Origin of the sequence: Gaetbulibacter sp. NE, from assembly GCF_025548475.1 — a bacterium.
Classification (GTDB): Bacteria; Bacteroidota; Bacteroidia; order Flavobacteriales; family Flavobacteriaceae; genus Gaetbulibacter_B; species Gaetbulibacter_B jejuensis.
The window spans coordinates 542,217-567,059 of record NZ_JAOQHY010000001.1 but is presented as its reverse complement, the minus strand read 5'-3'; the positions used below and the strand labels follow the sequence as shown (position 1 = coordinate 567,059).

Here is a 24,843-nt window from a genome sequence, read left to right as displayed (position 1 = left end):
TTTGTTGTTTTCTGTAAACTAGCTTTATAATTAAAAATAAGTCAAACACATTAAATAAATTATTCTAAATTTGGATTAACCATAATAATCCAAATACATTGTTGCGTTATCTCTCTCTTTTAATTTTTCTCTTTTTTAATACCAAAGCTGTTTTGTCTCAAAACGAAAAGAGTGTTAAAGGGCTTGATAGTATCCAAAAGTTAAGAAGTTTATCTTCTGATGCTGAATTCTCATTAGAAGAACGTTTAGCTTTTGCACTTAACGCTGTAGAATTATCTTCTAAAACTAAAATAGATTCGGTTTTAATCAACTCAAACAGGACTTTGTCGAGTGTATATTTGAATAGAGGTGAATATGAGAAGTATAGAAAACTCAATCATAACAACTTAAAACTGGCTAAGAAAATTAATGACTCATTGGTTATTGGTATTGCTAGTCTTAACTTGGGTTGGTATCATCATTTCAATATGGTTCAAAATGATAGCGCTTACTATTATTATTCAAGAGCAGCTAAAACTTTTGACGAAATAGGAGAGTTAGATAGACAGGTTACAACATTAGTAAACTTAGCAGATATTCAAGATACTGAAAGAGATTATATTGGTGCTGAAGCTAATTCAATTAAAGCTATTAAAATTTTAGAAAGACTCCCTGAAACTGAAAATTATTTAAGCACAAAATGGATACTATATAATTTATTGGGCGTAATAAATTTAAAATTAGAACTCTATAATGCTTCATTAGAGTATCATAATATGGCTTACGATATTGGTAAGAAAATGGAGTTTGGTTTTATTGATCAAATGCTGTCACTAAATAATATGGCATTTGTTTATAGAAAGTTAGGTAATCATACTAAAGCGTTAGAGCTCTATAATACAGTATTAGAAAATAAAGAAGTCTATAATGAAGAAGATCCTACCTTTTACCCTTTGGTTTTAGAAAACTTAGCGTTTACTAAGTATGAAGCAAAACATAGCGACATTGATAATATTGAGCAGATGCTGAAAACTGCATATAAAATTAGTGATAGTCTCGAGGATCCAATCACCAAACTAGCTGTTAGTATTGATTTGGCTAAGTTTTATTATGGGCAAAAAAACAAAGATTCATCATTAGTATATGCTAAACAAGCTTACGATATTGGTGGCGAAACTAACTCTAATCAAATATGGTTAGAATCTATGCAGCTACTGTCAAAAATAAATGAAGGTGAGCAAGGTAAAGCATATCTAAATCAATACATAAAACTAAGCGATAGCTTATTGTTGAACGAGCGAAAAAACAGAAATAAATTTGCAAGAATTGAATTTGAAACAGATAAACTAGAAGAGGAAAATAAGCGTATTTCTAGAGAGCGTTTGTGGCTTACAATACTGTCAATAGGTTTGTTGTTTACTGCGCTTTTAATTTATATTATCATTACCCAAAGAGCCAGAAACAAAGAGTTAAAGTTTAAACAAGACCAGCAACAAGCCAATGAGGAAATCTACAACCTTATGTTATCGCAGCAAGATAAAGTTGATGAAGCTAGAGCTAGTGAAAAGAAACGTATTTCTGAAGAATTGCACGACGGTATTTTAGGTCGTTTATTTGGGACAAGGTTGAGTTTAGATAGTTTAAATTTTAGTGAAGGTAAAGATGTTATTAAAAGTAGAGCAAATTATATAAGCGAACTAAAAACTATTGAAGAAGATATAAGAAAAGTATCACACGATTTAAATACCGATTTTGTTTCAGGGTCAGGGTTTATGGATATTATTTCTGAATTAATTGAGAAGCAAACCAAAGCGTATCAATTGCAATACGATTTTAAATATACTGATGATATTAATTGGGAATTCGTGCCTAATAAAACCAAAATTAACATCTATAGAATAATACAAGAAACACTTCAAAATATTTATAAACATGCCGAAGCTAATGAGGTAAAAATTAGTATTGAATTAAAAAATAACGTAATTTTATTAGCGATTATTGATGACGGAAAAGGGTTTGAAATAAATAAGAGTAAGAAAGGAATTGGTCTTAAAAACATCAATTCTAGAGTAAACGAGCTAGAAGGCTCAGTTAAGTTTTACTCAGAAATTAATAAAGGAACTTCGGTATTAATTGACATTCCTTATAAAAGTTAAATTATCATGCAACACATAAATATCTTAATGGTAGATGATCATCCAATAATTATTGAAGGTTATCAAAATACTTTGATGGCTACAAAAAACGATGATCAGGTACTAGTTATAGATACAGCTAATAATTGTGATACAGCTAACGAGTTACTTCAAAAAGCATCTAAAGAAAAGCCTTATGATGTCTGTTTTTTCGACATTAGTTTACCCAGTTCTTCTGATGGTTCAATAACATCAGGAGAAGATTTAGCAAAAATTGCTCGAGACATATTACCTAATGCAAAAATTATTATTTTAACAATGTTTAATGAGTCGTACAGGATTCATAATATTATTAAAGAGGTAAGTCCTGATGGATTTTTAATAAAAAGTGATTTAACATCAATGGAACTAGCTGAAGCATTTCAGCATATTCTATCCAACCCTCCATATTACAGTAGTACAGTAAACAACTATTTAAAGAAGTCTATTACTAGTGATATTTATATTGACGACATCAACAGAAAAATACTTCACTTATTATCTCAAGGCATAAAGACAAGAAGTTTAAAAGAGTACATAGACTTATCAATGAGTGCTATTGAAAAACGTAAAAAGCAAATGAAACTTTTATTTTCTGTTGAAGATGGTAAAGACGAAACTTTGCTAGAAGAAGCCAGAAAAAAAGGCTTTTTGTAAATTTTACGTTAAATCTTTATTTTTTTTAGCTTCCTTAAGCTTATGCAACACTAGGTTATTGCTAGAAAGTACGGTTTTTCCGCATCAAGTTTGCGGTTTTTCCGCACATTTAAAACCTTCTACTTATATACATTTGTAATAGTCAACGAAATTAATTAATCCCTCTAAGTAATTTGTTGAATTAATAGCAAATAAAGAATTACCCAATAACCCACTAGGTTATTGGGTTTTTTCATTTATACAAAACCGTCAGAATATTTTATTACTTTATAAATAAAGAATCCGGTAAAAATCATTGCTACAATAAACTTCATAAACGTTGAAGCAAGAAACCCTAAAAAAGATCCAAAAGCAGCTTTCACAGCTTTATCAAATTCACTTTTATTAATAAGCTCACCTATTAGAGCACCAAAAAACGGACCTATAATTATTCCAAAAGGTCCTAAAAATATTAAGCCTATTATAAGGCCAATAGTTGTACCTATCATTCCTGCTTTACTGCCTCCAAAACGTTTGGTTCCCATAGCTGGAATTACATAGTCTAACAACCAAATGGCAATAGCTACAATTAATGTTATGATCAAAAATGTCCAGTTCATTGGTAGTGCATCAGTAAGATGTAAAACTAAAAGCCCAACCCAACTGGTTAATGGACCTGGTAAAACAGGTAAAAAGCTACCAAGTATTCCAAGAAGCATTAATAAGCCACTAATTATCAATAAAAATATATCCATTAAATCTATTTAGAGTTTATACAATTATGTGACGATGAAAATAGTCATTTGTTACATTTGTAACTAAAAAATTAGTTTAAACTAAAAATTTAGTTATATTTGTTAAGCTCTTTTGTTCAGAGTTTTAAATTAAAAATAAGCATCATGAAGCAACTTACCAAGGCAGAAGAAGAAATCATGCAAGTTTTATGGCAACTTAAAAAGGCCAATGTAAAACATATTATAGATGAGTTACCAGAGCCCAAACCAGCTTACAATACTGTATCAACTATTGTGAGAATTTTGGAAAGTAAGGGCTTTGTTGATTATGAAAAACAAGGTAAAGGTCATGTGTATTTTCCAGTGGTTAAAAAGCAAGATTATAGTAACCAGACCATAAATACATTGGTGGATAATTATTTTCAAGGCTCTTTTAAAAGCATGGTGTCTTTTTTTGTGAAGAAAAATGACATTAACCTAAAAGACTTGGAAGCTGTACTAAAAGAAATCAATAAAAAAGAATAGTATTATGTTACATTATGTATTACAAACTATAGCGTTTCAATTATTCTTTTTGCTCATCTACGATGTGTTTTTAAAAAAGGAAACTTTTTTTAATTGGAACAGGTTTTACTTGTTATCGACTGCGATACTTTCAGTGGTATTACCATTTATTAAATTTAAAAGTATAAAAGCCATTGTTCCAGAGCAGTTTGTTATTCAATTGCCTGAAATTATTATAGGTAAGGTCGATGAAAAACAATCTGTAATTGATGTTTTTATTGCTCAACCACAACAAATGGTTGAACCCGTTTTTACTTGGTCTTGGAGTATGCTACTATATGCAGGAATGTGTATTGCAGCTATACTGTTTATGGTTAAGTTGATTAAACTTCTGGTTCTATTTTACAAAAACCCAAAACGTTGGAAAGGCAATTTGCTAATCGTTAATTTATTGAATAGTAATGCGGCATTTTCGTTTTTTAATTATGTGTTTTTAGGTGAAAAAATACAGTCAAAAGAACAAAAAGCCATTCTACAGCATGAGCTTGTTCATGTTCAGGAAAAGCATACTGTCGATTTGTTGTTTTTTGAAGCACTGAGGATTGCGTTTTGGTTTAACCCATTGGTGTATATGTATCAAGCTAGAATAGTTGAGTTGCACGAGTTCATTGCAGATTATAAAGCACTAAAACATCACGATAAAAAGGAATACTATGAAAATTTATTGGCTCAGGTTTTCGAGACCAAAAACATTTCTTTCATAAACCCATTTTTTAAACAAGCATTAATCAAAAAACGAATAGTCATGTTAAGTAAATCAAAATCAAAACAAATCCATTTATTCAAGTATACATTATTACTGCCAATGGTATTTGGAATGCTTATGTACACATCATCATATTCACAAGACCCAAAGTCAACAACTAAAACCACTCATGAAGATACATCTACGCAAGATATGACTGATGATGAATTGCTTCAAAAGTATTATGATGAGTTGGAAGAGTTGGATGCTTCTAGTGGTAATTCTGCTGAAATATTTAAAGAATATATGCCTAAAACTGATAAATATATTCTTACTAGAGAAGAGTATGCAAAGTTTGGGGCATTTTATAAATTTTTAGCAGATAAGGAAATTGAGGGTAAACAAAAAGACGGAAGTTTGACTCAAGAAGATCTTGAAAGAAGTGAAAAAAGCTTTCCTAAACATAAAACTTATGAAGATTATTTAGAATATAAGAAGACTGATGAGGCTAAGTTAAGCTGGGAAAGTAACACCAAAGATGGCATTTTACGATTGGTAGTTGATGACTTTAAAAACATGACAGCTGCTGAGCAACAACGTTATGATCAAAAAATGAAAATGATTCAAAATGACGACTACTTCAATACGTTAATGATTGTTACAAAAAACACAATATTAAAAATGCAAGTAAATGATATTGATGGCAAAAAAGCACCAAACCCAGGTAATGAAAATGATGAGGTTATAGTTGAGCATGTTGAAGAAACCATTGAAGTACCATTTGCTGTTATTGATGAAGCGCCTACATTTACTTTTTGTGAGACTTTATCAACTCGAGAGGAGAAGAGAAAGTGCATGAGCGACAATATTGCTGAGCATGTCAATAAAAATTTCAACACAAATATTGCAAAGGAAAAAGGACTTACAGGAAGACAGCGTATCAATGTTATTTTTAAAATAGATAAAGATGGTACTGTAAAAGATGTTGCAGCAAGAGCACCACATCCAGCTTTAGAAGAAGAAGCAAAGCGTGTTATAAAAACATTGCCAACGTTTATATCAGGAAAGCAAAAAGGAAAAACTGTAGTAGTGCCTTATAGTTTGCCAATTTTATTTCAAGTGTCAGATAATGATAATCAAAATGAAGTAAATAGTACTCAAGACCAAAAAGAGTATATCAAGGAGTTAAAAGAACAATTTAAGAATGCTGATGAAGTGCCATTTGCAGTGGTTGATGAGATTCCTATGTTAGCGTCTTGTGAAAATTTAGCAACACAAGATGAAAAGAAAAAATGCATAAGTAATAATGTCGCTAAGCATGTCAATGAAAACTTCAACATAAATGTTGCAAAGGAAAAAGGACTTAAAGGACAACAGCGTATCAATGTCATTTTTAAAATAGATAAAGATGGTACTGTTAAAGAGGTAAAAGCTAGAGCGTCGCTTCCTGCATTGGAAGAAGAAGCAATACGTGCTATAAAAACATTGCCAACATTTATTCCTGGAAAGCAAAACGGAAAAGTTGTAAAAGTTGCCTATAGCTTACCAATACTATTTCAAGTCAATGAATAAAGTACTTTTAATCCTAATAGTATTAATAGCATTAAAAACCGAAGCTCAAACTTCGGTTTTACAGCATGCAGATAGTTTGTACTTAAACGGTAACTATAGTAAAGCTATTGAGCAATACAAAACACTGAGTAAAACTGAGGAGGTGTTTGATAAAATTGCAAAAGCTTACATTGCAATAGGAAATTATGACGCTGCTTTAGAGTATTACCAAAAAAGTTTAGAGGCAAATCCTGATGATGCACTTGTAAAATACGAATACGCCAAATTACTTTCAAAAACCAAGAAGTTTAAAGAAGCTTCAACTCAATTTAATGAGTTGGTGTATATAGATTATAAAAATCCAAATTATCATTATGAATTAGGTTTAGCACTCGAAGCTTTAAACGATTCAACTGCAATGAATAGGTTTCGTTCTGCTTATGATTTGGATCAAACCCATCAAAAAGCCATTTATAAAATTGCACGATCCTATGTGAAAAAACGTGCTTATGAACAAGCAGAATATTTTATAAACAAAGGCTTGGAAAGCTATGAGAACAATGTAAGTCTTATTAGCTTAAAAGCGCAAAACTATTATAACAAAGACGATTACAAAAACTCAAAAATCTGGTTTCAAAAATTAGTGCAACTTGGAGAATCATCAGAGTTTATTCATGTGAAATTAAGTGTTATTCATGCTGAACTTTCAGAATATGAAGAAGCCATTGAGCAACGAAAACTTGCATTAAACTTTAATCCTTACGATTCTAACGGATTGTTTCTTATAGGAACGTATTATGAGCGTTTAAACGATTATGAAAATGCCGAAAAGTATATTTTACAATGCTTAAAGTTAAAAGATGTACCATTGGATTATGAATATCAAAAATTGGGTACAATCTATAACCGTCAACAAAAGTATAAAGAAGCCATTGCAAACTTTCAAACTGCCTTAAAAGAAAATCCAGACAATATCAATTCAGCGTTTTATATGGTTGTTTCAAAAGATAAATATTATGCTGATACTGATGCTAAAATTAAACTCTACGAAGATTTTAAAACCCAATATCCTGAGAGTTTTTATGTAAAGCTAGCCAATATGCGGTTACAAGAGCTCAAAGAAGAAAAGTTTATGAATGAAGATTAAATACCAAAAAAATTGTACTTTTCGGCTTCAGTAGTATATTAATGAAGCACTTATTCTTTATTTTTTGTGTTTTTACGTTGGTGTCTTGCGACTATTTTGATAAACAGAAGATTTCTACAGAAGAAATTCTTCAGGAAGAGTTGCAAACCTTCAACTGGAATGATGTTGATGAGTATCCTACATTTGCATCGTGCGACACCACTTCTGGTAAGGCAAATAAAAAAAACTGCTTTGAAACCACACTGCGAAACATACTAAACGAAAACCTTTCAAAGCATAACATTGTAGTTTCTGAAGACGTTAATGATACTGTTATTTTAAAAATTAAAATTGATAGCAAAGGGCAATTCACTATTGAAGACATTAAAAGTTCTGATGTCACACGTCAACAAATTCCTGAGTTGGATAGTTTGTTAACTCATAGTTTTGATTCGTTGCCAAAAATATATCCAGCAATTAAACGCAGTCAACAGGTAACGACTCAATTTAATCTTCCTGTAATAGTTAGCATCAATTAAAACCGAATTGCTAGCTTTCGCATTAAGCGTAAAATTTCAACATACAACCAAACTAGAGTCACTAGAAGTCCCCAAGTAGCAAGCCATTCTTTATATTTTGGCGCTTTGTTTTTATGACGTTCTATAAAATCAAAATCCAACAATAATGAAAACGAAGCTACAATTGCTGCAACTACATTAAAAATAATGGCAACCCAAGAAGTTCCCCAAATAAACGATTTGATACCAAAAAAGCTTAAAATAAACGAAATGATATACACCAAAAATATACTTGCAGCAGCTGTAATAATTACACTTCTAAGTTGTTTGGTAACTACAATAATTCGTGTTTGGTATAAGACGAGCATTACAAAAAAAGTTACAATGGTAACTCCAATAGCTTGATAAGGCATTTCAGGAAATTTAACTCTTACATAAGCCGAAAAACCGCCTAAAAAACAACCTTTGGTTATGGAGTAAATAGGCACTAAAATATGTGCCCAATTGTTCTTGTAAGAAATCATTACACTTACAATTATTGAAGCAATCATACCACCAAGTGTAAACCAGCTTACATCCATTCCATCTTCATGAAGTTTCCAAACTCCAGCTGTAACTGTAGCAATAACCAATATGGATAACATGGATTTTACAAAAATCCCTGAAACAGTCATTTTTGCTTCAGGCTTTTTGTTGTCGCCCCAAAAATAAGGTGTAAAGGCTGGGTTAGAGGTTTTAAAATTTGATAATTTCATTTACAGCGTAAACTTGTAACCCAATGTAAAATCAGTTGGGAAATTGTCGTTAGTGTCTAAATCTAAAGCAAATAATTGATTAAACCCAAATGTAATATAACCATTGCCCACTTTGTAATCGGCACCTAGTCCAAAAATAAAAGGCGCATTAAAAGAAGTATCACTTTCTTCAATAACGTCATCTTCGGTTGCTACAGTTACTTTACTAAAGTTGAGTGTTGCAAATTTCACATTGCCATAAATACTTAAGTTTGAAATATTAATAGCTCTCCATCTGTAGCCTAAAGAAAACTCGGTTGAGGTGTATTCTAAATCATTGTTTTTAAGAACTTGTCTAAGTTGTAAAAACCCAGAGTGTATAGGTTTTTCAACATTAGTAATCACTTCTAGTTCGGTTCCAAAAACAGGAGATTTTAAATTGTCAGGGTTTGGAACAAATGGATTGTTGGTAATACCGCCAAAAACACCTAAACGTAGTTCGAGTTTGTTCTTTTTAAGTTGCGTTTGGTAAGATACGTCAGACGTACTGTTGTACATATCAATAAAGTCTTTAAGGCTGCCAAGTGTGAGTTTTACCTTATCAGTAGATAAACCATAATCTTCCATGACACTGTCTAGCGTGGTTTTATACTCTTCTTGGTATTTGTTATTGTCACCTTTGGTGTTTTTTAACTCTAAGATGGTGTTGTTTTGAGTCCTTACAAAATAACGGTATTTACCATCAACAGTTGTCCAAAGTAAATCCAGGTTTCCATCAATTTCGGTCTTTAACTCTAGGGTTTCACCATTTACAGTATAGGTGTCTTGAGCACTCATTGAAGCATAACTTAACAAGATGCAGAGAATAGCGACTAATTTTTTCATCAGGATTTAGGATTATAGTTTAGTAAATCTAACAAAAATAAATGATAAAACATCATTTTCGGTATGCTCTTCCTTTCCACTTATATCCTTTAAAAACAGATGTGAAGGCCACAAAAACACTAAAAAAAGGATATAAAAAACAGCCAAAAATATATGAGAACAAAGTATGTTCTTGGTTAAAAAACCGAGCACTTTTAAAAATGAGAAGAAAGTCAATACAAAATTTTATAACAAACACATAAATCAACACTTTATATGAAACAACTCCTGAAATGGCAAATAGTAAATAACAAAGCAATGCAGCATTCATTGTAAAAATGATTAATCCAGAAAGCTTCCCAAAAATATTACGATAGTTACTTGTTTTTGCTGCCCAACGAACGCGTTGTGCAAATAAGCTTTTTATACTGTTTTCAGGTATTGTAGTTACAACAGCTTTATCGCATTTTAAATACTTTACTTGCGTTTGAGGATGGTTAATAGCTTTTTCTAAAAGAAAAATATCATCACCACTAGCAATGGTGTTGTTGCCTTGATAACCGTTAACAGTATTGAAAAAATCTGTTTTAAAACCTAAGTTAGCACCATTACTCAAAAATGGTTTGTTGATGCCAAAACCACCAATAGTTGCTCCTTGCAGACTTAAAATTTCAAGTAATTGAAAGCGTTTAAAAAACGTATTGCAATGGCTAAGCGTTACTGGAGCTACAATAAAATCGGGTTGACGCTCTTGTATAAAACAATCAAAACTATCAAGCCAATATGTAGGTAAAACGCAATCAGCATCTGTGGTGATAATCCAAGAGTATTTTGCTTGTGAAATGGCTAATGTAATAGCATCTTTTTTTGGAGAGTTTGAACTGCGAATGTTTTTTATCAAGCTTATGTTTAGCTTCGATTTTTTTTGAAACGCATTAATGAGTGTTACTGAATTGTCTTCAGAATCGTCATCAATAAAAATAATTTCAAAATGTGCTTTTGGGTAATTTAGTTTTGAAATGGACTGTAGTAAAGCAGGTAAATTTTCAGCTTCATTTCTAAAAGGAATAAGTATTGAAAACCTGTTTTCTGGTGTAACATCTTTTAAAGTAAATTCAATCACTTTGTCAAAGCCTAAAATCAGGCTTCCAATTAAAGCTAGATATAGGATCACAATAATAAGTGCTATTAAACTCATCTTTTAGGTAGGTTAAAATTTAGGACATAGTAGCTTCCAAATACACTCGGAATGACAAAATTCAACAACCACATTAATGTTACAATGCATAAAACAGTAAGCTCATTTACGCCAACAATAGAAAACAAATACACAGCAACACTACCTTTTATCACTACATCAAAAATAAAAATAGAAGGAATAATAGAAGCTAATAGGTACATGCTTGTAATTACAATCATAGCATTACTGTAGTGTACATTTACTCCAAAAATAGTGAGCAGAAAATAGAACTGAAATGAGAAAATCGCGTACCTAATTACAGAAAGTAAAAACCCTTTAGCTAAAACAGTTTTTGGTAAATAGATGATAAAATGAATGATTTTTTGTAGCGTATTTCCTTTTATCTTGAATGTTTTATGCTTAGCTCCAAAAAAGGAGAGCACAACTACAAAAAGTGTAATAAACAAGAACCTTGATACTTTAAGGTAATTAATGTCCAGGTTGTAGTTTAATTTAAAAAAGATAAGACCAGCAATACCAAAAAGTACTGTAACTGTCATTTGCATCATATTGCCAACAAGGTTTAATAGTGCAATTCGATTTCTAAAAGATTTAGTATAGTAAGCTGCTTTAGCTCCATATTCACCAATTCGGTTAGGTGTAATTAATGATGCTGTTAATGAACCTAAGGTTTGCTCAAGTGCATTTTTAAAAGATATTTTTTTGATGGAATCGACTAAAGTTTTCCATTTTACAATTTCAAAAAACCAATTAAAAACACTTAAAATGATTAAAAAAGTGATGTTTTTTGCTGAAAACGACTCATTTTCGGATAAAAATCGTGTAAAATCGTTGAAATCTAAATGCTCATTATCAGTCAGTTTTTTATAAATAAAATAAAATGCGCCAACAACTATGCTTAATTTAATAAGCACAACAAAGAATTGCTTAGTTTTGTAAGAAAGCGTTCCTAGAAGCATATTACAAATAAAACCAATTAGACTATGACCTCAAATTTTAAACATATAAAATCACTCTTAGTATGTATGTTTATGGTGTTTGTTACAGCAACACTTACAGCGCAACGAGATACTAACAAATGGAAAGCACAATTGGCACTCGGATTTAACAATCCGTCGCAGTCAGGTTTTGTGGCTGATTTTGAGAGTAAGCCTATAAATTTTCCGACAGTGAATTTAGGAATTCAACACATGTTTAAATCGCAGTTAGGAGCAAAGGTTGATTTTGGTTTTAACCGATTTTCAAGTGAAGATAATTCGCCAGAATTTAAAACCAATTATACAAGACTTAATTTGCAAGTGGTCTACGATCCATCCGAAACCCTTACGTTTCTTCCAGAGCGAATGGGACTTGTAGCACATGCAGGACCTGGATATTCGTTTGTGAAACCGCTTGGTAATTATTCAGGAAACGATGTGTCGTTTTTAAATGCAATGGCAGGCTTGGAAGTGCATTATGCTTTTAACAGACGTATGTCATTTTACACTGATGTATCATACATTTTAGGTTTTGGAAAGGATTTTGACCCAATTACTGAAGGTTATGGTGCTTTTAACGGAAATTTATTAACGGTAACTTTTGGTATAACCTTTTCATTAAGTGGTTGTCAATATTGTTAATGCATGAGTAAAGAAAAAATTATATTAGGTATTGATCCTGGAACAACAATTATGGGCTTTGGGCTTATAAAAGTTGTTGGAAAGACCATGCAGTTTTTGCAGTTGAACGAATTGGATTTAAAAAAATACGACGACCATTATTTAAAACTGAAGCTCATTTTTGAACGGACCATTGAACTAATTGAAACCCATCATCCTGATGAAATTGCAATTGAAGCACCTTTTTTTGGGAAGAACGTACAAAGTATGTTAAAATTGGGTAGAGCTCAAGGTGTTGCTATGGCTGCAGGTTTATCGAGAGAAGTACCAATTACTGAGTATTCACCAAAGAAAATTAAAATGGCAATTACAGGAAATGGTAATGCCAGTAAAGAACAAGTAGCTAAAATGTTACAAAGTACTTTAGGTTTAAAAACGTTACCTAAAAACCTAGATGCAACCGATGGTTTAGCAGCTGCAGTTTGCCATTTTTACAACGAAGGTAGAGTAGAGGTTGGTAAAAGCTATTCTGGTTGGGCAAGCTTTGTGAAGCAGAATAGTCTCCCAACCTCCAAAGGAGGAGCAAAAAATAACCCTATTGTAGACTTGAGAAAAAATAAAGGATGAAGTCAGTATAGTGAAAGATGTCATTAATAAAAATTTGAGTAATAGTTCTTCCCCTTTGGGGAAGTTAGAAGGGGCTGGAGGAATCTACATTCATATACCATTTTGCAAGCAAGCTTGTCACTATTGCGATTTTCATTTTTCTACATCGTTAAAGCAAGAAGATAAAATGTTGTCTGCTCTTAAAATGGAACTCATTTTGCGTAAAAACGAAATGAAAAATACCACAATAGAGACCATTTATTTTGGTGGAGGAACTCCAAGCATTTTAAAAGTTGAAGATATTGAATGGCTTATTAGCCTAATAAAGATAGATTATCAGGTTTCTGAAACTGCCGAAATTACTCTAGAAGCAAATCCTGATGATTTAAATCCGGAGTATTTAAAAGCATTGTCAAAAAGTTCTGTAAATAGATTGAGTATAGGTGTTCAGTCTTTTTTTGAAGATGATTTAAAGCTAATGAATCGTGCTCATAATGCCAATGAAGCTAAAACCTGTTTAGAGCAAGCAACACAATATTTTAATAATATTTCTATCGATTTAATTTATGGAATTCCAGGGTCAACCAATGAACGTTGGATTGAAAATATTGACACTGCATTAGGGTTTAATATTCCTCATATTTCAAGCTACGCTTTAACCGTAGAACCTAAAACAGCTTTGGAACATTTCATAAAAAAAGGTATTATAGCCAATGTTGACGATGATTTGGCTAATGAGCAGTTTCATATATTAATTGAAAAGCTAAACCAAAATGGGTTTGTGCATTACGAACTTTCAAACTTTGGAAAAGAAGGTTTCTTTAGTAGAAATAATTCTGCTTATTGGCAAGGAAAACCCTATTTAGGTATAGGGCCTTCAGCACATTCGTTTGATGGAACTACTCGAGGTTGGAACATAAATAACAATTCAAAATACATTAAATCAATATTAAATCACGAACTACCAATAGAAATCGAAACCCTAACAGTAACTGATGCATACAACGAGTATGTTATGACTGGGTTGCGTACTATTTGGGGAGTGTCTTTAGATAAAGTTGAACGTGATTTTGGTAAAGACTACAAAAGCTATCTTTTGAGTCAAGCAGATAACCATTTAAAAAATGAATTGTTGTATATTGAAGAAAACAAATTGTTAGTCACCAAAAAAGGAAAATTTTTAAGCGATGGCATCGCTTCAGACTTATTTAAAATAAACACATAAATGATTGCAAGCATACAATACAACTCAAACAAATATAAAATAGATTTTTCACAACCAATTGACATATCTATACCGTTGATAGCCTCAAAACAAAATGTAAATGCGTGGTATATTGACGAACCAAAAATTGAGCCTGTTCAAATAGAAGATTGGATTGCTAGTGTAGCTAAAGGGTCGCCTGTTAATTTTAATAACATTCAGTTTAATCCGCATGCTCATGGTACACATACTGAGTGTGTAGGACACATTACAAAAAAAGTACACTCTATAAACCAAAACCTTAATCAATTCTTTTTTTTAGCTGAAGTTATAACAGTCGCGCCAGAAAAATTGAATGATGATTTTGTGATTTCTAAAAAGCAAGTGCAATTTGCATTAGGAAACAAAAAAAGAGATGCAGTAGTCATAAGAACCATACCAAATACCAAAGAAAAGCTGTCAATGCAGTATTCTAATACAAACCCAACGTATTTGCTTGAGGAGACTGCTAATTATTTAAAAAAGAAAGGCGTTAAGCACTTACTTATCGATTTGCCAAGTGTAGATAAAGAAAAGGACGAAGGTAAGCTGTTGGCTCATAATGCATTTTGGAATACCACAGGAAAACTAAGGTTAGATGCAACCATAACCGAGTTTATTTTTGTGCCTAATAATGTGGTAGATGGTACTTACTTTTTAAACCTTCAAATAGCACCTTTTGAAAATGATGCTACACCAAGTAAGCCTGTTTTGTATGAAATTTTAGATTAAAACCAGAACGTAATTATGGAAACATTCTTTATAATCATTATTAGCATTTTGGTAACCTTGGCTATTGTAACTATAGTAAAGCAATTTCAAATTAAAAAGCGTACAAATTCACAATCGGTTATACTCTTAGATAAAATAAAAAAAGTGTGCAAGTTTATTACTGTTGAAGGTGATTTTGCCGAAATTTATCATTACGAAGATGTAAAAGAACGCTTTCTAAAACTGGTTACAAGTAAAAAGAAAGCACTCGTGGTTATCAACGCCAAAGCACATGTTGGATTTGATTTATCAAAAATTAAAATGGAATCGGATACTAAAACAAAAACCGTAAAGTTGTATCATTTTCCGCAACCTGAAGTGCTAAGTGTTGAAACCGATTTAAATTATTACGATAAAAAAGATGGTATGTTCAATAAGTTTGAAGCTTCTGATTTAACTGAGTTGCACAACGAAGCAAAAATTCATATTATGAACAAAGTACCAGAAAGCGGACTGTTTAATGTCGCAAAACAAGAAGCGCTTGAGGCCATTTCATTAATTGAAAATATCGTGCAAACCATTGGTTGGTCGTTAGACTATTCTGCATTAAAAATTGAAGACAACAACGTTAAACAAATTTCATAATGTTTGAAATTTCAACTCAAAAAAGTAAACTTCAAGTTGAGGTTATCCATCAGTTTTTAACCACAACATATTGGGCTAAAGGAAGAACTTTAGAAGAGGTAAAACAATCAATAGAACACTCTTTTTGTTTTGGAGTATATTTACAAGGTAAGCAAATTGGGTTTGCTAGATTAGCTACAGATTATACTGTTTTTGCTTATTTAATGGATGTGTTTGTTTTACCTGAATATAGAGGAAATGGATATTCAAAAAAGCTAATGAAAGCCATTAACGAAGAGCCTAAATTACAAACGTGTAAAGTTTTTATGCTTAAAACATTTGATGCTCATAAGCTCTATGAGCAGTTTGGGTATACTGAATTAAAACAACCAGAAAGAGTAATGGAACGATTATTATAATACTATGAACATAGACCAACTACGTAATCACTGTTTAAAGAAGAAAGGCGTCACTGAAGATTTTCCTTTTGATGAACACACCTTAGTGTTTAAGGTTTTAGGTAAAATGTTTGCTTTGGTAGGACTTGAAAAATGGGAGTCAGGTAATCGCTTCATTAATTTAAAGTGCGATCCTGAGTATGCTCAAGAGTTAAGAGCTGAGTACGATAGTATTTATCCAGGATACCATATGAGCAAAGTGCATTGGAACTCTGTTGAGCTCAATTCTGGTGAGATTTCTGCAGCATTTCTATTTGAACTCATTGATCATTCTTATGATATGGTAGTTAAGGGAATGACTAAAAAAATGAGAGAGCAGTTAAACTAGTCAATTTCATTCGTCGACACTTAAATTCCATTCGTCGACACTTAATCACCCTCAAACGAATTAAAAGATACAAATATTAAGTATTAATTTATTTTGCAGATTAATATTAATTATTTGACATGAAAACCCTCAATGTTTTACTTATAGAAGACGATATGATTGAAGTAATGAAGCTTAATAGAGCTTCTAACTCGCTTCAACTAAATCATAAAATAAGAGAAGCTAATAATGGTGAAGAAGCCTTAAAACTTCTTGAGCAAAAAGATAATCTTCCTGATATCATTTTGTTGGATCTTAACATGCCTAAAATTAACGGTATTGAGTTTTTAAAAATCCTTAAAAATGATGATAGACTTAAATATATTCCTACTATAATTCTTACAACCTCTAATAATCAACGAGATTTACTGGAGTGTTACAAAATTGGAATTGCAGGCTATGTTTTAAAACCATTAAAATATGAAGATTATGTTTCTAAAATTGAAAAATTATTAGCATATTGGAGTATTAACGAATTAATTACAGCATAGTGAAAGGAATAATTTTTACAGAGTTTTTAGAGTTAGTTGAAGAAAAATTTGGTTTAGTTATGGTTGATAAAATCATAAACCAATCAAATTTAGAGTCAAACGGTGTTTACACTGCAGTTGGAACCTATGAGTTTTCAGAGATGCTTCAACTTATTTCGCATTTAAGTGAAAACACTGACATCTCTGTAGATGATTTACTAATGGTGTATTCTGAACATTTGTTTAAAGCCCTAATAAAATCGCATCCAAACTTAGTTGAACACTACAAAGACCCAATGGATTTGTTAGCTTCTATAGAAAATCACATTCATGTTGAGGTCAAGAAAATTTACCCTGAAGCACAATTGCCTACGTTTGAATTAGAAGAAAAAACCGACACCAAAATGGTAATGGTTTATAAGTCTGATAAGGCGTTGTATATGCTAGGGAAAGGATTAATGTTAGAAACCTTTAAACTGTTTAAAGTACCAGCTGAAATTGATTTTGAAAAGCTTAATGAAGAAGGTACTGAAGTAAGGTTTACCATTAATAAAAAACAATGAGTCAAGAAGAAATAGAGATTCTTAAAAGAGCACTTGCAAGAGAAAAAGCTGCACGAAAAGCAGCCGAAGAAATCTTAGAACAAAAGTCTGCTCAACTCTATGATACTACCCAAAAACTACAAGAATCCAATAAAAAACTCGAAAAGCTTGTTAAAGAAAAAACACTAGAACTTAAAGGTGTTTTTGAAAACATTGTTGATGCTTATGTGGTAATGGATCTATGGGGAAATGTTATTAAAATGAATGATGCTGCAATAAATTTACTAGGTTTCAATAATGAAAAAGACAATTTAAACCTATTAGAACTAGCAGACCCATCAGAAGTTGATAATGTGATGAATAGTTTTGAAGCTTTAATTACTGAAGGTTCAATTACAAACTTTCAAATAAAACTGAACACTAAAAATGGAGAACAAAAGCTAGTTCAAATCAACGCAAGTATTATTTTAAATGATGACAATAAACCTGTAGCAGCTCAAGGAATAGTAAGAGACATTACTTTGGAAAATAAGTATAGATCAGCTATTGAAGCCGAAAAACAAAAGTATAGTAGCATTATTGCTAACATGAATTTAGGTCTTGTGGAGGTGAATAATGATGATGAAATTCAAATGATTAACCAGAGTTTTTCTGAAATGTCTGGGTATACTGAAGAAGAACTAAAAGGTAAAAAAGGAGGACTTATTTTTCCTGTTGAAGGTGGGACTGATGTAATAGCAGAGGAAAACATGAAGCGTTTAAAAGGAGAATCGAACTCATACGAAATAAAAGTAAAAACTAAACAAGGCAATATAAGGCATTGGTTAATTAGTGGAGCTCCAAATTATGATATAAATGGAGATGTCATTGGTTCAATAGGAATTCATCTAGATATTACTGACCTAAAAAGCTTACAATTACAAAAGGAAAACCTTTTATCTAAATTAGAAAAAAGTAACAATGAGCTTCAAGAGTATGCTCACATAGTATCTCACGATTTAAAATCTCCTCTAAGAAGTATTGATGCTTTAATGCAATGGATTAAAGAAGATAATAAAGATAAGCTTGATGAGGCAAGTCTTCAAAATATAAGTCATATTGAAACCACTTTGGAAAAAATGGAACAACTCATTTCTGATATTTTAGAATATTCTAGTATTGGTTCAAATGATAAAGAAAAAATTGATGTAAATTTAAGTGAAGTTGTTAATGAGCTGTGTCAAATACTATATGTTCCAAAACATATAAATATTTCTGTGGCTAATAAGTTACCTGTTGTAAAAGGAGATAAAGTAAAACTGCAGCAATTGTTTCAAAACTTAATTAGCAATGCTGTAAAGTTCATTGATAAACCAAAAGGAGAAATTCATATTAATGTTAAAGACGTAGGAGAATTTTATCAGTTTTCAGTGTCTGATAATGGTATAGGAATTGAAAAACAATATCACGATAAAATTTTTAAAATCTTTCATTCGTTAAACAAAAGTAAAGACTCAACAGGTGTTGGCTTATCTATTGTAAAAAAGATTGTCAATTTACACGAAGGTGAAATATGGTTAGAAAGTGAGCCCAAAAAAGGAACCATATTTTATTTCACATTAAAAAAATAATATGAAAACAGTACAGTTAAGAAAACAACAAGACCAAGGATGGGAATACCTTTCAAATGATATAACATTAAAGCAACCTTTGGTTTTAGTGTTTGGTAATAGATTTTTATTAGAAGATGAAGGGATTTATGATGAGCTTCGTCAAAAATTCCCAGATGGTCATCTTGTATTTGGTTCAACCAGTGGAGATATAACTTCTCAATTTGTTTCAGATGATAGCATAACTGTAACAGCAATTGAGTTTGAAAGAAGTACATTTCAAATAAAAAGGAGTAACGTATTAAATTCAGATTTAGACAGTTTTAAAACAGGACAAGATTTGGTAAATCAGTTCGACCAAGAAGGATTAAAACACGTTTTCGTAATTTCAGAAGGTAGTTTTATAAACGGAAGCCAGCTTACTAAAGGTATGAATGCAGCAAGTGATAATGAGTTGCTTGTTACAGGAGGTTTATGTGGTGATGCTGCACGTTTTGAAAAAACACTAGCAGCATACAATGAAAACCCTAAGCAAGGAGAAATAATTGCTATTGGTTTTTATGGCGAAACTTTTGAAGCTTCATTTGCAATTCATGGAGGTTGGACACCTTTTGGACCAGAACGTATAGTAACTTCGTCAGAGTCTAATGTGTTGTTTGAGCTAGATGGTCAACCAGCTTTAGATTTGTATAAAAAGTATTTAGGTGAAAAATCTAAAGAGTTACCAGCAGCAGCATTGTTGTATCCGCTTAATGTGTTGTCTGCCAACGAAAAGCAGTCTTATGTGCGTACTATTTTAAATATTGATGAAGAAACTAACGCTATGGTTTTAGCAGGTGATATCCCTGAGAATTCTAGAGTGCAATTAATGATGACTAATGTAGATAATATTGCAAATGCATCAGAATTGGCTGCTAAACAAGCAATTGAAAAACGAAAAACAAAACCTCAATTAGCATTACTAGTTAGTTGTATTGGTAGAAAACTTGTATTGGACCAACGTGTTGAAGAAGAGATTGAAGAAGTAGTTTCAATAGTTGGAAACGATACAACAATTTGTGGTTTTTACTCTTATGGAGAAATAGCGCCTTTTAATCTTGAAATTAACTGTCAATTACATAATCAAACCATGACTATAACGCTAATAAGCGAATAATGAATTCATTACTAAAACGTCAAATAAGAAAATACTTAACTGAAGAATTAGCCTCAGATGAAAAAATAGAACAGTTTTTAGATGCTGTTGATAGGTCATACACCAACTTTGATGAGCAGTTTAATATGCAACAGCGTGCAATGACCATTAGCTCTGATGAACTGTTTGAAGCTAATCAAAAACTAAGGGAAGAAGCTGAATCTCAAAAAAAGATTATAGACAAGCTTAAGCGAGTTACAAAAACGTTTAAAGGTCTTGTAGATAATACTTCTAGTGAGAGTGAAACTAATAATGATTTAAATGAACTAAAACTTGTCGATTTTATTGATAATCAAGCAAGAGAAATTTTAGAAATTAATAAGCAGCGAGAAAAATTATTAAAAGAGTTAGAGCACCAAAACCAAGAACTTAGTGATTATGCACATATGGTATCTCATGATTTAAAATCTCCTCTTCGCAGTATTGATACACTTGTGTCTTGGTTAATAGAAGATAATAAAGACAAACTAGACGCTCATTGTAATTCTCAACTTAACTTGGTAAGAGCCAATGTTGAAAAAATGGACACGCTTATCAATGGAATTTTACAATACTCAACCATTTCAAAAAGTGAAGTAGAGTTTTATGATGTAGATTTAAAAAATCTAGTAAACGAGTTGGTTTCGGTTATGCATTTACCTGGAAATTTCAAGGTTAAAGTAAACCATTTACCACAGATTTATGGAGACAAAAGTAGATTGATTCAATTATTTCAAAACCTTATTGATAATGCTATTAAGTATAACGACAAAGAAAATGGTTTTGTGGAATTAGGTGCTTTAGATAAAGGCGAACACTGGGAGTTTTATATCAAGGATAATGGTATAGGTATTGATGAGCAATATCATGATAAGATATTTAACACTTTTGAAAAACTTGAAAACAGTGTGGACTCAACAGGAATAGGATTGTCAATAGTAAAAAAGATTGTAGAAATTTATGGAGGTGAAATTTGGTTAACCTCTAAACTTAATGAAGGAACCACATTCTTTTTTACCTTAAAAAAACAACTAGATGGAGCAGCCTAATTTATCTTACATAGCAAGTATGTCAGGAGGAGACAAAGCCTTTGAGCAAAAGCTAATAGATATTATAAAAACAGAGTTTCCTGAAGAAAAGCGCATTTATTTTAATAACATAAACGCTAATAATTTTAAGGAGGCTGCCGAAAACGTTCATAAACTTAAACATAAAATTAGTATTTTAGGACTTGAAAAAAGTTATGATGTTGCTGTTACCTATGAGCATAACCTTGTAGAAAGTAGCACAACAGGTAAAGAAGATTTTGAATCTATCTTACAAATCATGACAGAGTTTTTAGAGACACTATAACCTAATTTTATGAATTGTATAATTATTGACGACGAAGCTACTGCACGAGCTATCATTTCGCAGTTATGTAGTAATATTTCTAGTTTAAACGTTCTAGAAGAATTTCCTAATGCTATACAAGCCATAAAATATTTAAATCAAAACGAAGTCGATTTGATTTTTTTAGATATTCATATGCCTGATTTTACAGGTTTTGATTTTATTCAAACTCTAAAAAATCCTCCAAAAATAATACTTACCACTTCTGATCCAAAATTTGCTATTGAAGCTTTTGAGTATGATTGTATTGTTGATTATTTAGTTAAACCTATTACTCCTGAACGTTTTCAAAAAGCCATTTTAAAAGCTGAAAGCGTAGCAAGTACAGCACCTAAAAAGTCTGATGCTGATACAGAAAAAGTAGAAACAACTTCAGGCAACGACTTGTATGTAAATATTGACAGACGTTTGATTAAGATTGATATTCCAAGCATATATTTGGTTGAAGCCAAAGGCGATTACATTAATGTAAAAACCGAAGATAAAAACTACACAGTACATTCTACCTTAAAAAAAATTGAAGAGAAACTGCCTAACGATTTGTTCTTGAAAATACATCGTTCCTATATCATTAACGTTGATAAAATTATTGATATAGAAGATAATAGCGTACTTATTAAAAAAGATGTAATTCCGGTAAGCCGTTCTAATAGGCCAGAATTAATGAAACGTCTTAACTTGCTTTAAATTCCATTCGTCTACAGTAAATTTTTACTCGTCGAAAAATAATCATTACACCTTAACAACAGTATAGTTTTGTGGTATAAATCTATTATATCATGAAAAAACTACTACTATTATTATGCTTATGTTTGAGTGCTACAATCAACGCTCAAAACTATCAATATTTAGGATCTTACAGCGCAAATGGAGTTCCAGATTATTTAGAGCCTATAGGAGACACCGTTGATGTTGCTACATTAGAAATGATTAGCAGTTCTTTACCTGAAAGTTATCCTGTGCCAGATTACAATCCACATTACATTTCATCAGGATATGATACCGATTTAATTATTGATGATTTAGCAGACGTTTGGGTAACATTTGTTAGCGAAGGTGCAGGTTATAAAAATGTTTTAGGTTTTTATACATATGATGTAAACAATCCACCAGCTACTGCGCCTCAACCAGAAGACATTACTATTATTTTTCCTAATGTATCAGCACTAGGTAGTGGTGGCGGATTAGTAGTAGGAGATAAAGTGAAAATAGGAACATTTCAACCAGGAACAGGAATTGGTTGGGTGTTGTTGGCAAATGCTTGGAGCTCTAGTAGTAGTTCTGTTGGAAATGGTTTATGGCAATTATTTTCAAATCCAGATTATAACCCTGAAGCTCATGAAAATTTAAGACACCATAATGTGTTACTAAACGATCCAAATAATGAGCGTATCATTCTTGGTTTTGAAGATATAAGAAGAGATTATAGCTCTTGTGATAACGATTTTAACGATGCTATTTTTTATGTGTCAGCAAATCCATATGAGGCATTAAGAACAACAAATTATGCTGATGTTTCAAGTGCAACTGATGTGTCTTCAGCTAATGATGGCGGACTTGAAAGTAATGGTAATTTAGCAGGTTTAATTGCTAAAAGAAACTTTAAAAGAACTAAAACAGGTCAAGTTCAAAATAGAAAAGTGCAACAAGCACCATTTATTAAGCAACAAATACAATACAGATCAAGTACAAACACACCAACATTAGAGTCTTATTTACCTGAAACAGGTATGTACGGAACAGAAACTGCTTATGTATCTAGTCCAGAAGATTTACTAAGTGTAACAAACGCATCAGAAATATTTTCAGTAGATTTTTATAAAGAAGAAACTAGAGTTTCAGCAGTTTTAGCAACAGCAACAGAAGGTAGTATTTATGACCACTCAAAGGTAATTTGTGATAGATTAAATAGTTCATCTCTAGAAGATGTTAGAACCGTAACTGTAAGAGGTCATCAAATTATAAGTTCAAAAATAAAAAGAGTTACAGGAGAAACAGAGTTTACTTTAAGTTTTTCAGTAAAGTTAGGTGATGCAGCTAATGAATTATATAGTTTTTGGAATATAGCACAATACCCAGAAGGCGATTATTATAACTTCCAAATTTGGGGTAGTTCATTCTCACAAGTGTTTTCAATTGGAAATCATATTATTGATACTTTAACTGCTGAAAAGCCTTTAAATAGTGAAACTTTAAGCGATGTAGTTCCTCCAGTATTTGTGAGTTCAGGATATTATAGTAATGGTGCTTTACACTTAAATATCATTAACAAAGTTAGTGCATCATCATTTACATTCAATGGTAGTATTGCAGCAACAGAAGTGTCTGATAGAACAAATATGACACAAGCAGTAAGCTTAAATGGAGATTGGAATGATTCGGTTTCTATACAAACAGGAAGTTTATTTGATATTGGGTTCTCTTTAACTACAAGTGCATCAACACAACAAGACGCGTTATACCTAGCTGATGGACCTTGGGGAGTTGACTATCTTGAAGAGTATGCAACAGTAGATACATTTTTTGTAGACAATCAAGCAATAGATTATACTGATGACGCTTATGAAGTTGAAAGGCAACCTATGGTTTCAGGTCAAGTAAAGGGTAATGTAAACTTATTCAGACACGTGTTACCAGGAGATCAAACACTAGATGTAACCGAGTATTCAGCATTAAAATTCAATATAACTAACAATATGCCAATAGAAATTGTATTAATGCAAGAAAACCTGCAAGATTGGAATAATAGATTTAGATACACTATTCCAGAAAATCAAAACGAAACAACTTATACAATTTCTTTTTCTGATTTTGTAGATGGTAATGGCGTTTCAGCTACTATAAATGATGTGAAAACAATAGTGTTTTCGGTAATAGGAGATTATGCAAGTTATGCACCTTTCAGTATTGGAGTTAATGGACTAGAATTTAGACAAGAGGCAGAAACATTAGACTTAGATACATATGAAGAGGAAACTTTAAACAATACTGTAACTGCTATACCAAATCCAATGACTGTAAACACATCTATTCAGTTTATGGCTAATCAAAATGAGACTGTGCAATTTGTAATGTACAACCAGTTAGGTAAGCAAGTATATTATATGAATAGTAATGTTTCACAAGGAAAAAATGTAATTAACATAAATAGAAACAACTTAAGCTCAGGTTTGTATTTCTGTAAAGTAATAAGCAAAACACAAACCTATGACACTTTGAAGCTGCTTATCAAGTAGTGACCCTGATTAATAGCAAGTAGATTAGGCAAAAGACGAAAGTTTTTTGCCTTTTCATTTATATAAC

At 31.6% G+C, this 24,843-nt stretch carries 26 protein-coding genes; 21 read left to right on the top strand and 5 right to left on the bottom strand.

All coding sequences use genetic code 11. The features are described 5' to 3' along the window. Positions 1 to 152 precede the first annotated feature (152 nt). Both OD803_RS02605 and OD803_RS02600 read left to right on the top strand, forming a co-directional pair. Positions 153 to 2,135: a tetratricopeptide repeat-containing sensor histidine kinase gene (locus OD803_RS02605; protein ID WP_262732261.1), complete on the top strand. Its 1,983-nt coding sequence runs from the start codon at positions 153 to 155 to the stop codon at positions 2,133 to 2,135. Between the two features lie 6 nt (positions 2,136 to 2,141). Then, positions 2,142 to 2,810: a response regulator gene (locus OD803_RS02600; RefSeq protein ID WP_129759489.1), complete on the top strand. Its 669-nt coding sequence runs from the start codon at positions 2,142 to 2,144 to the stop codon at positions 2,808 to 2,810. Positions 2,811 to 3,046: 236 nt separating this feature from the next. On the opposite strand, the gene OD803_RS02595 is transcribed toward OD803_RS02600, so the two are convergent. Next, positions 3,047 to 3,544, bottom strand: coding sequence for a DUF456 domain-containing protein (locus tag OD803_RS02595; RefSeq protein ID WP_129759488.1), 498 nt, complete (start codon positions 3,542 to 3,544; stop codon positions 3,047 to 3,049). 144 nt (positions 3,545 to 3,688) lie between these two features. On the opposite strand from OD803_RS02595, the gene OD803_RS02590 reads away from it, so the two are divergent. Genes OD803_RS02590 through OD803_RS02575 form a run of 4 tightly spaced genes read left to right on the top strand, consistent with a single transcriptional unit; the run spans position 3,689 to position 7,988 of the window. Beyond that, positions 3,689 to 4,048: a BlaI/MecI/CopY family transcriptional regulator gene (locus OD803_RS02590; protein ID WP_129759487.1), complete on the top strand. Its 360-nt coding sequence runs from the start codon at positions 3,689 to 3,691 to the stop codon at positions 4,046 to 4,048. A 4-nt stretch (positions 4,049 to 4,052) separates the two neighbouring features. After that, positions 4,053 to 6,344, top strand: a complete 2,292-nt coding sequence (locus OD803_RS02585; protein WP_262732260.1) for a M56 family metallopeptidase — start codon at positions 4,053 to 4,055, stop codon at positions 6,342 to 6,344. Next, positions 6,337 to 7,470, top strand: a complete 1,134-nt coding sequence (locus OD803_RS02580; RefSeq protein WP_262732259.1) for a tetratricopeptide repeat protein — start codon at positions 6,337 to 6,339, stop codon at positions 7,468 to 7,470. Before OD803_RS02585 ends, OD803_RS02580 begins: the two co-directional genes overlap by 8 nt. A 41-nt stretch (positions 7,471 to 7,511) precedes the next feature. Then, the gene (locus OD803_RS02575; RefSeq protein ID WP_134198532.1) at positions 7,512 to 7,988 is read left to right on the top strand and encodes a hypothetical protein; all 477 of its coding nucleotides are present in this window, start codon (positions 7,512 to 7,514) and stop codon (positions 7,986 to 7,988) included. On the opposite strand, the gene OD803_RS02570 is transcribed toward OD803_RS02575, so the two are convergent. From OD803_RS02570 to OD803_RS02555, 4 genes are read right to left on the bottom strand one after another with little or no spacing between them, the layout of a single operon-like run. Next, the gene (locus tag OD803_RS02570) at positions 7,985 to 8,722 is read right to left on the bottom strand and encodes a Bax inhibitor-1/YccA family protein (RefSeq protein WP_262732258.1); all 738 of its coding nucleotides are present in this window, start codon (positions 8,720 to 8,722) and stop codon (positions 7,985 to 7,987) included. The genes OD803_RS02575 and OD803_RS02570 overlap by 4 nt on opposite strands. Then, a complete protein-coding gene (locus tag OD803_RS02565) occupies positions 8,723 to 9,586 on the bottom strand; it encodes a hypothetical protein (RefSeq protein WP_262732257.1) in 864 nt (287 codons plus the stop codon). 52 nt (positions 9,587 to 9,638) lie between these two features. Beyond that, positions 9,639 to 10,763 (bottom strand): glycosyltransferase, encoded by a 1,125-nt coding sequence (locus tag OD803_RS02560; RefSeq protein ID WP_262732256.1) that lies wholly within the window; start codon positions 10,761 to 10,763, stop codon positions 9,639 to 9,641. Further along, a complete protein-coding gene (locus OD803_RS02555; RefSeq protein ID WP_269468202.1) occupies positions 10,760 to 11,725 on the bottom strand; it encodes a lysylphosphatidylglycerol synthase domain-containing protein in 966 nt (321 codons plus the stop codon). Before OD803_RS02555 ends, OD803_RS02560 begins: the two co-directional genes overlap by 4 nt. 24 nt (positions 11,726 to 11,749) lie before the next feature. Between OD803_RS02555 and OD803_RS02550 the strand changes: the two genes are divergently transcribed. The 15 genes from OD803_RS02550 (at position 11,750) to OD803_RS02480 (ending at position 24,776) form a co-directional block, all read left to right on the top strand. After that, positions 11,750 to 12,385, top strand: coding sequence for an outer membrane beta-barrel protein (locus tag OD803_RS02550; protein WP_262732254.1), 636 nt, complete (start codon positions 11,750 to 11,752; stop codon positions 12,383 to 12,385). 3 nt (positions 12,386 to 12,388) lie between these two features. Continuing rightward, positions 12,389 to 12,991: a crossover junction endodeoxyribonuclease RuvC gene (gene ruvC / locus OD803_RS02545; RefSeq protein ID WP_262732253.1), complete on the top strand. Its 603-nt coding sequence runs from the start codon at positions 12,389 to 12,391 to the stop codon at positions 12,989 to 12,991. A 34-nt stretch (positions 12,992 to 13,025) separates the two neighbouring features. Beyond that, positions 13,026 to 14,195, top strand: coding sequence for a radical SAM family heme chaperone HemW (hemW, locus tag OD803_RS02540; protein WP_262732252.1), 1,170 nt, complete (start codon positions 13,026 to 13,028; stop codon positions 14,193 to 14,195). Continuing rightward, positions 14,196 to 14,945, top strand: a complete 750-nt coding sequence (locus OD803_RS02535; protein WP_262732251.1) for a cyclase family protein — start codon at positions 14,196 to 14,198, stop codon at positions 14,943 to 14,945. 15 nt (positions 14,946 to 14,960) lie between these two features. After that, positions 14,961 to 15,569 (top strand): DUF4230 domain-containing protein, encoded by a 609-nt coding sequence (locus OD803_RS02530; protein ID WP_131506137.1) that lies wholly within the window; start codon positions 14,961 to 14,963, stop codon positions 15,567 to 15,569. Continuing rightward, entirely contained in the window at positions 15,569 to 15,967 is a 399-nt protein-coding gene (locus OD803_RS02525; protein ID WP_262732250.1) for a GNAT family N-acetyltransferase, read from the top strand. The genes OD803_RS02530 and OD803_RS02525 overlap by 1 nt, the downstream gene beginning before the upstream one ends. 4 nt (positions 15,968 to 15,971) lie before the next feature. Continuing rightward, positions 15,972 to 16,334 (top strand): MmcQ/YjbR family DNA-binding protein, encoded by a 363-nt coding sequence (locus tag OD803_RS02520; protein WP_131506136.1) that lies wholly within the window; start codon positions 15,972 to 15,974, stop codon positions 16,332 to 16,334. A gap of 119 nt (positions 16,335 to 16,453) precedes the next feature. Beyond that, positions 16,454 to 16,864 (top strand): response regulator, encoded by a 411-nt coding sequence (locus OD803_RS02515; RefSeq protein WP_262732249.1) that lies wholly within the window; start codon positions 16,454 to 16,456, stop codon positions 16,862 to 16,864. After that, positions 16,864 to 17,406, top strand: coding sequence for a heme NO-binding domain-containing protein (locus OD803_RS02510; RefSeq protein WP_131506134.1), 543 nt, complete (start codon positions 16,864 to 16,866; stop codon positions 17,404 to 17,406). Before OD803_RS02515 ends, OD803_RS02510 begins: the two co-directional genes overlap by 1 nt. Continuing rightward, entirely contained in the window at positions 17,403 to 18,995 is a 1,593-nt protein-coding gene (locus OD803_RS02505; protein WP_262732248.1) for a sensor histidine kinase, read from the top strand. The genes OD803_RS02510 and OD803_RS02505 overlap by 4 nt, the downstream gene beginning before the upstream one ends. Before the next feature lies 1 nt (position 18,996). Further along, positions 18,997 to 20,130 carry an FIST signal transduction protein gene (locus OD803_RS02500; protein ID WP_262732247.1) on the top strand — a complete coding sequence of 378 codons (1,134 nt, stop codon included), beginning with the start codon at positions 18,997 to 18,999 and terminating at the stop codon, positions 20,128 to 20,130. Continuing rightward, positions 20,130 to 21,197: a sensor histidine kinase gene (locus OD803_RS02495; RefSeq protein ID WP_262732246.1), complete on the top strand. Its 1,068-nt coding sequence runs from the start codon at positions 20,130 to 20,132 to the stop codon at positions 21,195 to 21,197. Before OD803_RS02500 ends, OD803_RS02495 begins: the two co-directional genes overlap by 1 nt. Next, positions 21,184 to 21,501, top strand: coding sequence for an Hpt domain-containing protein (locus OD803_RS02490; protein ID WP_262732245.1), 318 nt, complete (start codon positions 21,184 to 21,186; stop codon positions 21,499 to 21,501). Before OD803_RS02495 ends, OD803_RS02490 begins: the two co-directional genes overlap by 14 nt. Before the next feature lie 9 nt (positions 21,502 to 21,510). Continuing rightward, entirely contained in the window at positions 21,511 to 22,227 is a 717-nt protein-coding gene (locus OD803_RS02485) for a LytR/AlgR family response regulator transcription factor (protein WP_262732244.1), read from the top strand. A gap of 92 nt (positions 22,228 to 22,319) precedes the next feature. Next, positions 22,320 to 24,776: a DUF4114 domain-containing protein gene (locus tag OD803_RS02480; RefSeq protein WP_262732243.1), complete on the top strand. Its 2,457-nt coding sequence runs from the start codon at positions 22,320 to 22,322 to the stop codon at positions 24,774 to 24,776. Positions 24,777 to 24,843: the final 67 nt, after the last annotated feature.

Coding starts and splice junctions, on each gene's coding strand:
- ruvC (WP_262732253.1), top strand. CDS start 12,389: ATGAGTAAAGAAAAAATTATATTAGGTATTGATCCTGGAACAACAATT.
- OD803_RS02490 (WP_262732245.1), top strand. CDS start 21,184: ATGGAGCAGCCTAATTTATCTTACATAGCAAGTATGTCAGGAGGAGAC.
- OD803_RS02480 (WP_262732243.1), top strand. CDS start 22,320: ATGAAAAAACTACTACTATTATTATGCTTATGTTTGAGTGCTACAATC.
- OD803_RS02595 (WP_129759488.1), bottom strand. CDS start 3,544: ATGGATATATTTTTATTGATAATTAGTGGCTTATTAATGCTTCTTGGA.
- OD803_RS02580 (WP_262732259.1), top strand. CDS start 6,337: ATGAATAAAGTACTTTTAATCCTAATAGTATTAATAGCATTAAAAACC.
- OD803_RS02515 (WP_262732249.1), top strand. CDS start 16,454: ATGAAAACCCTCAATGTTTTACTTATAGAAGACGATATGATTGAAGTA.
- OD803_RS02535 (WP_262732251.1), top strand. CDS start 14,196: ATGATTGCAAGCATACAATACAACTCAAACAAATATAAAATAGATTTT.
- OD803_RS02575 (WP_134198532.1), top strand. CDS start 7,512: ATGAAGCACTTATTCTTTATTTTTTGTGTTTTTACGTTGGTGTCTTGC.
- OD803_RS02590 (WP_129759487.1), top strand. CDS start 3,689: ATGAAGCAACTTACCAAGGCAGAAGAAGAAATCATGCAAGTTTTATGG.
- OD803_RS02525 (WP_262732250.1), top strand. CDS start 15,569: ATGTTTGAAATTTCAACTCAAAAAAGTAAACTTCAAGTTGAGGTTATC.
- OD803_RS02560 (WP_262732256.1), bottom strand. CDS start 10,763: ATGAGTTTAATAGCACTTATTATTGTGATCCTATATCTAGCTTTAATT.
- OD803_RS02565 (WP_262732257.1), bottom strand. CDS start 9,586: ATGAAAAAATTAGTCGCTATTCTCTGCATCTTGTTAAGTTATGCTTCA.
- OD803_RS02550 (WP_262732254.1), top strand. CDS start 11,750: ATGACCTCAAATTTTAAACATATAAAATCACTCTTAGTATGTATGTTT.
- OD803_RS02495 (WP_262732246.1), top strand. CDS start 20,130: ATGAATTCATTACTAAAACGTCAAATAAGAAAATACTTAACTGAAGAA.
- OD803_RS02530 (WP_131506137.1), top strand. CDS start 14,961: ATGGAAACATTCTTTATAATCATTATTAGCATTTTGGTAACCTTGGCT.
- OD803_RS02555 (WP_269468202.1), bottom strand. CDS start 11,725: ATGCTTCTAGGAACGCTTTCTTACAAAACTAAGCAATTCTTTGTTGTG.
- OD803_RS02585 (WP_262732260.1), top strand. CDS start 4,053: ATGTTACATTATGTATTACAAACTATAGCGTTTCAATTATTCTTTTTG.
- OD803_RS02600 (WP_129759489.1), top strand. CDS start 2,142: ATGCAACACATAAATATCTTAATGGTAGATGATCATCCAATAATTATT.
- OD803_RS02570 (WP_262732258.1), bottom strand. CDS start 8,722: ATGAAATTATCAAATTTTAAAACCTCTAACCCAGCCTTTACACCTTAT.
- OD803_RS02485 (WP_262732244.1), top strand. CDS start 21,511: ATGAATTGTATAATTATTGACGACGAAGCTACTGCACGAGCTATCATT.
- OD803_RS02505 (WP_262732248.1), top strand. CDS start 17,403: ATGAGTCAAGAAGAAATAGAGATTCTTAAAAGAGCACTTGCAAGAGAA.
- OD803_RS02520 (WP_131506136.1), top strand. CDS start 15,972: ATGAACATAGACCAACTACGTAATCACTGTTTAAAGAAGAAAGGCGTC.
- OD803_RS02500 (WP_262732247.1), top strand. CDS start 18,997: ATGAAAACAGTACAGTTAAGAAAACAACAAGACCAAGGATGGGAATAC.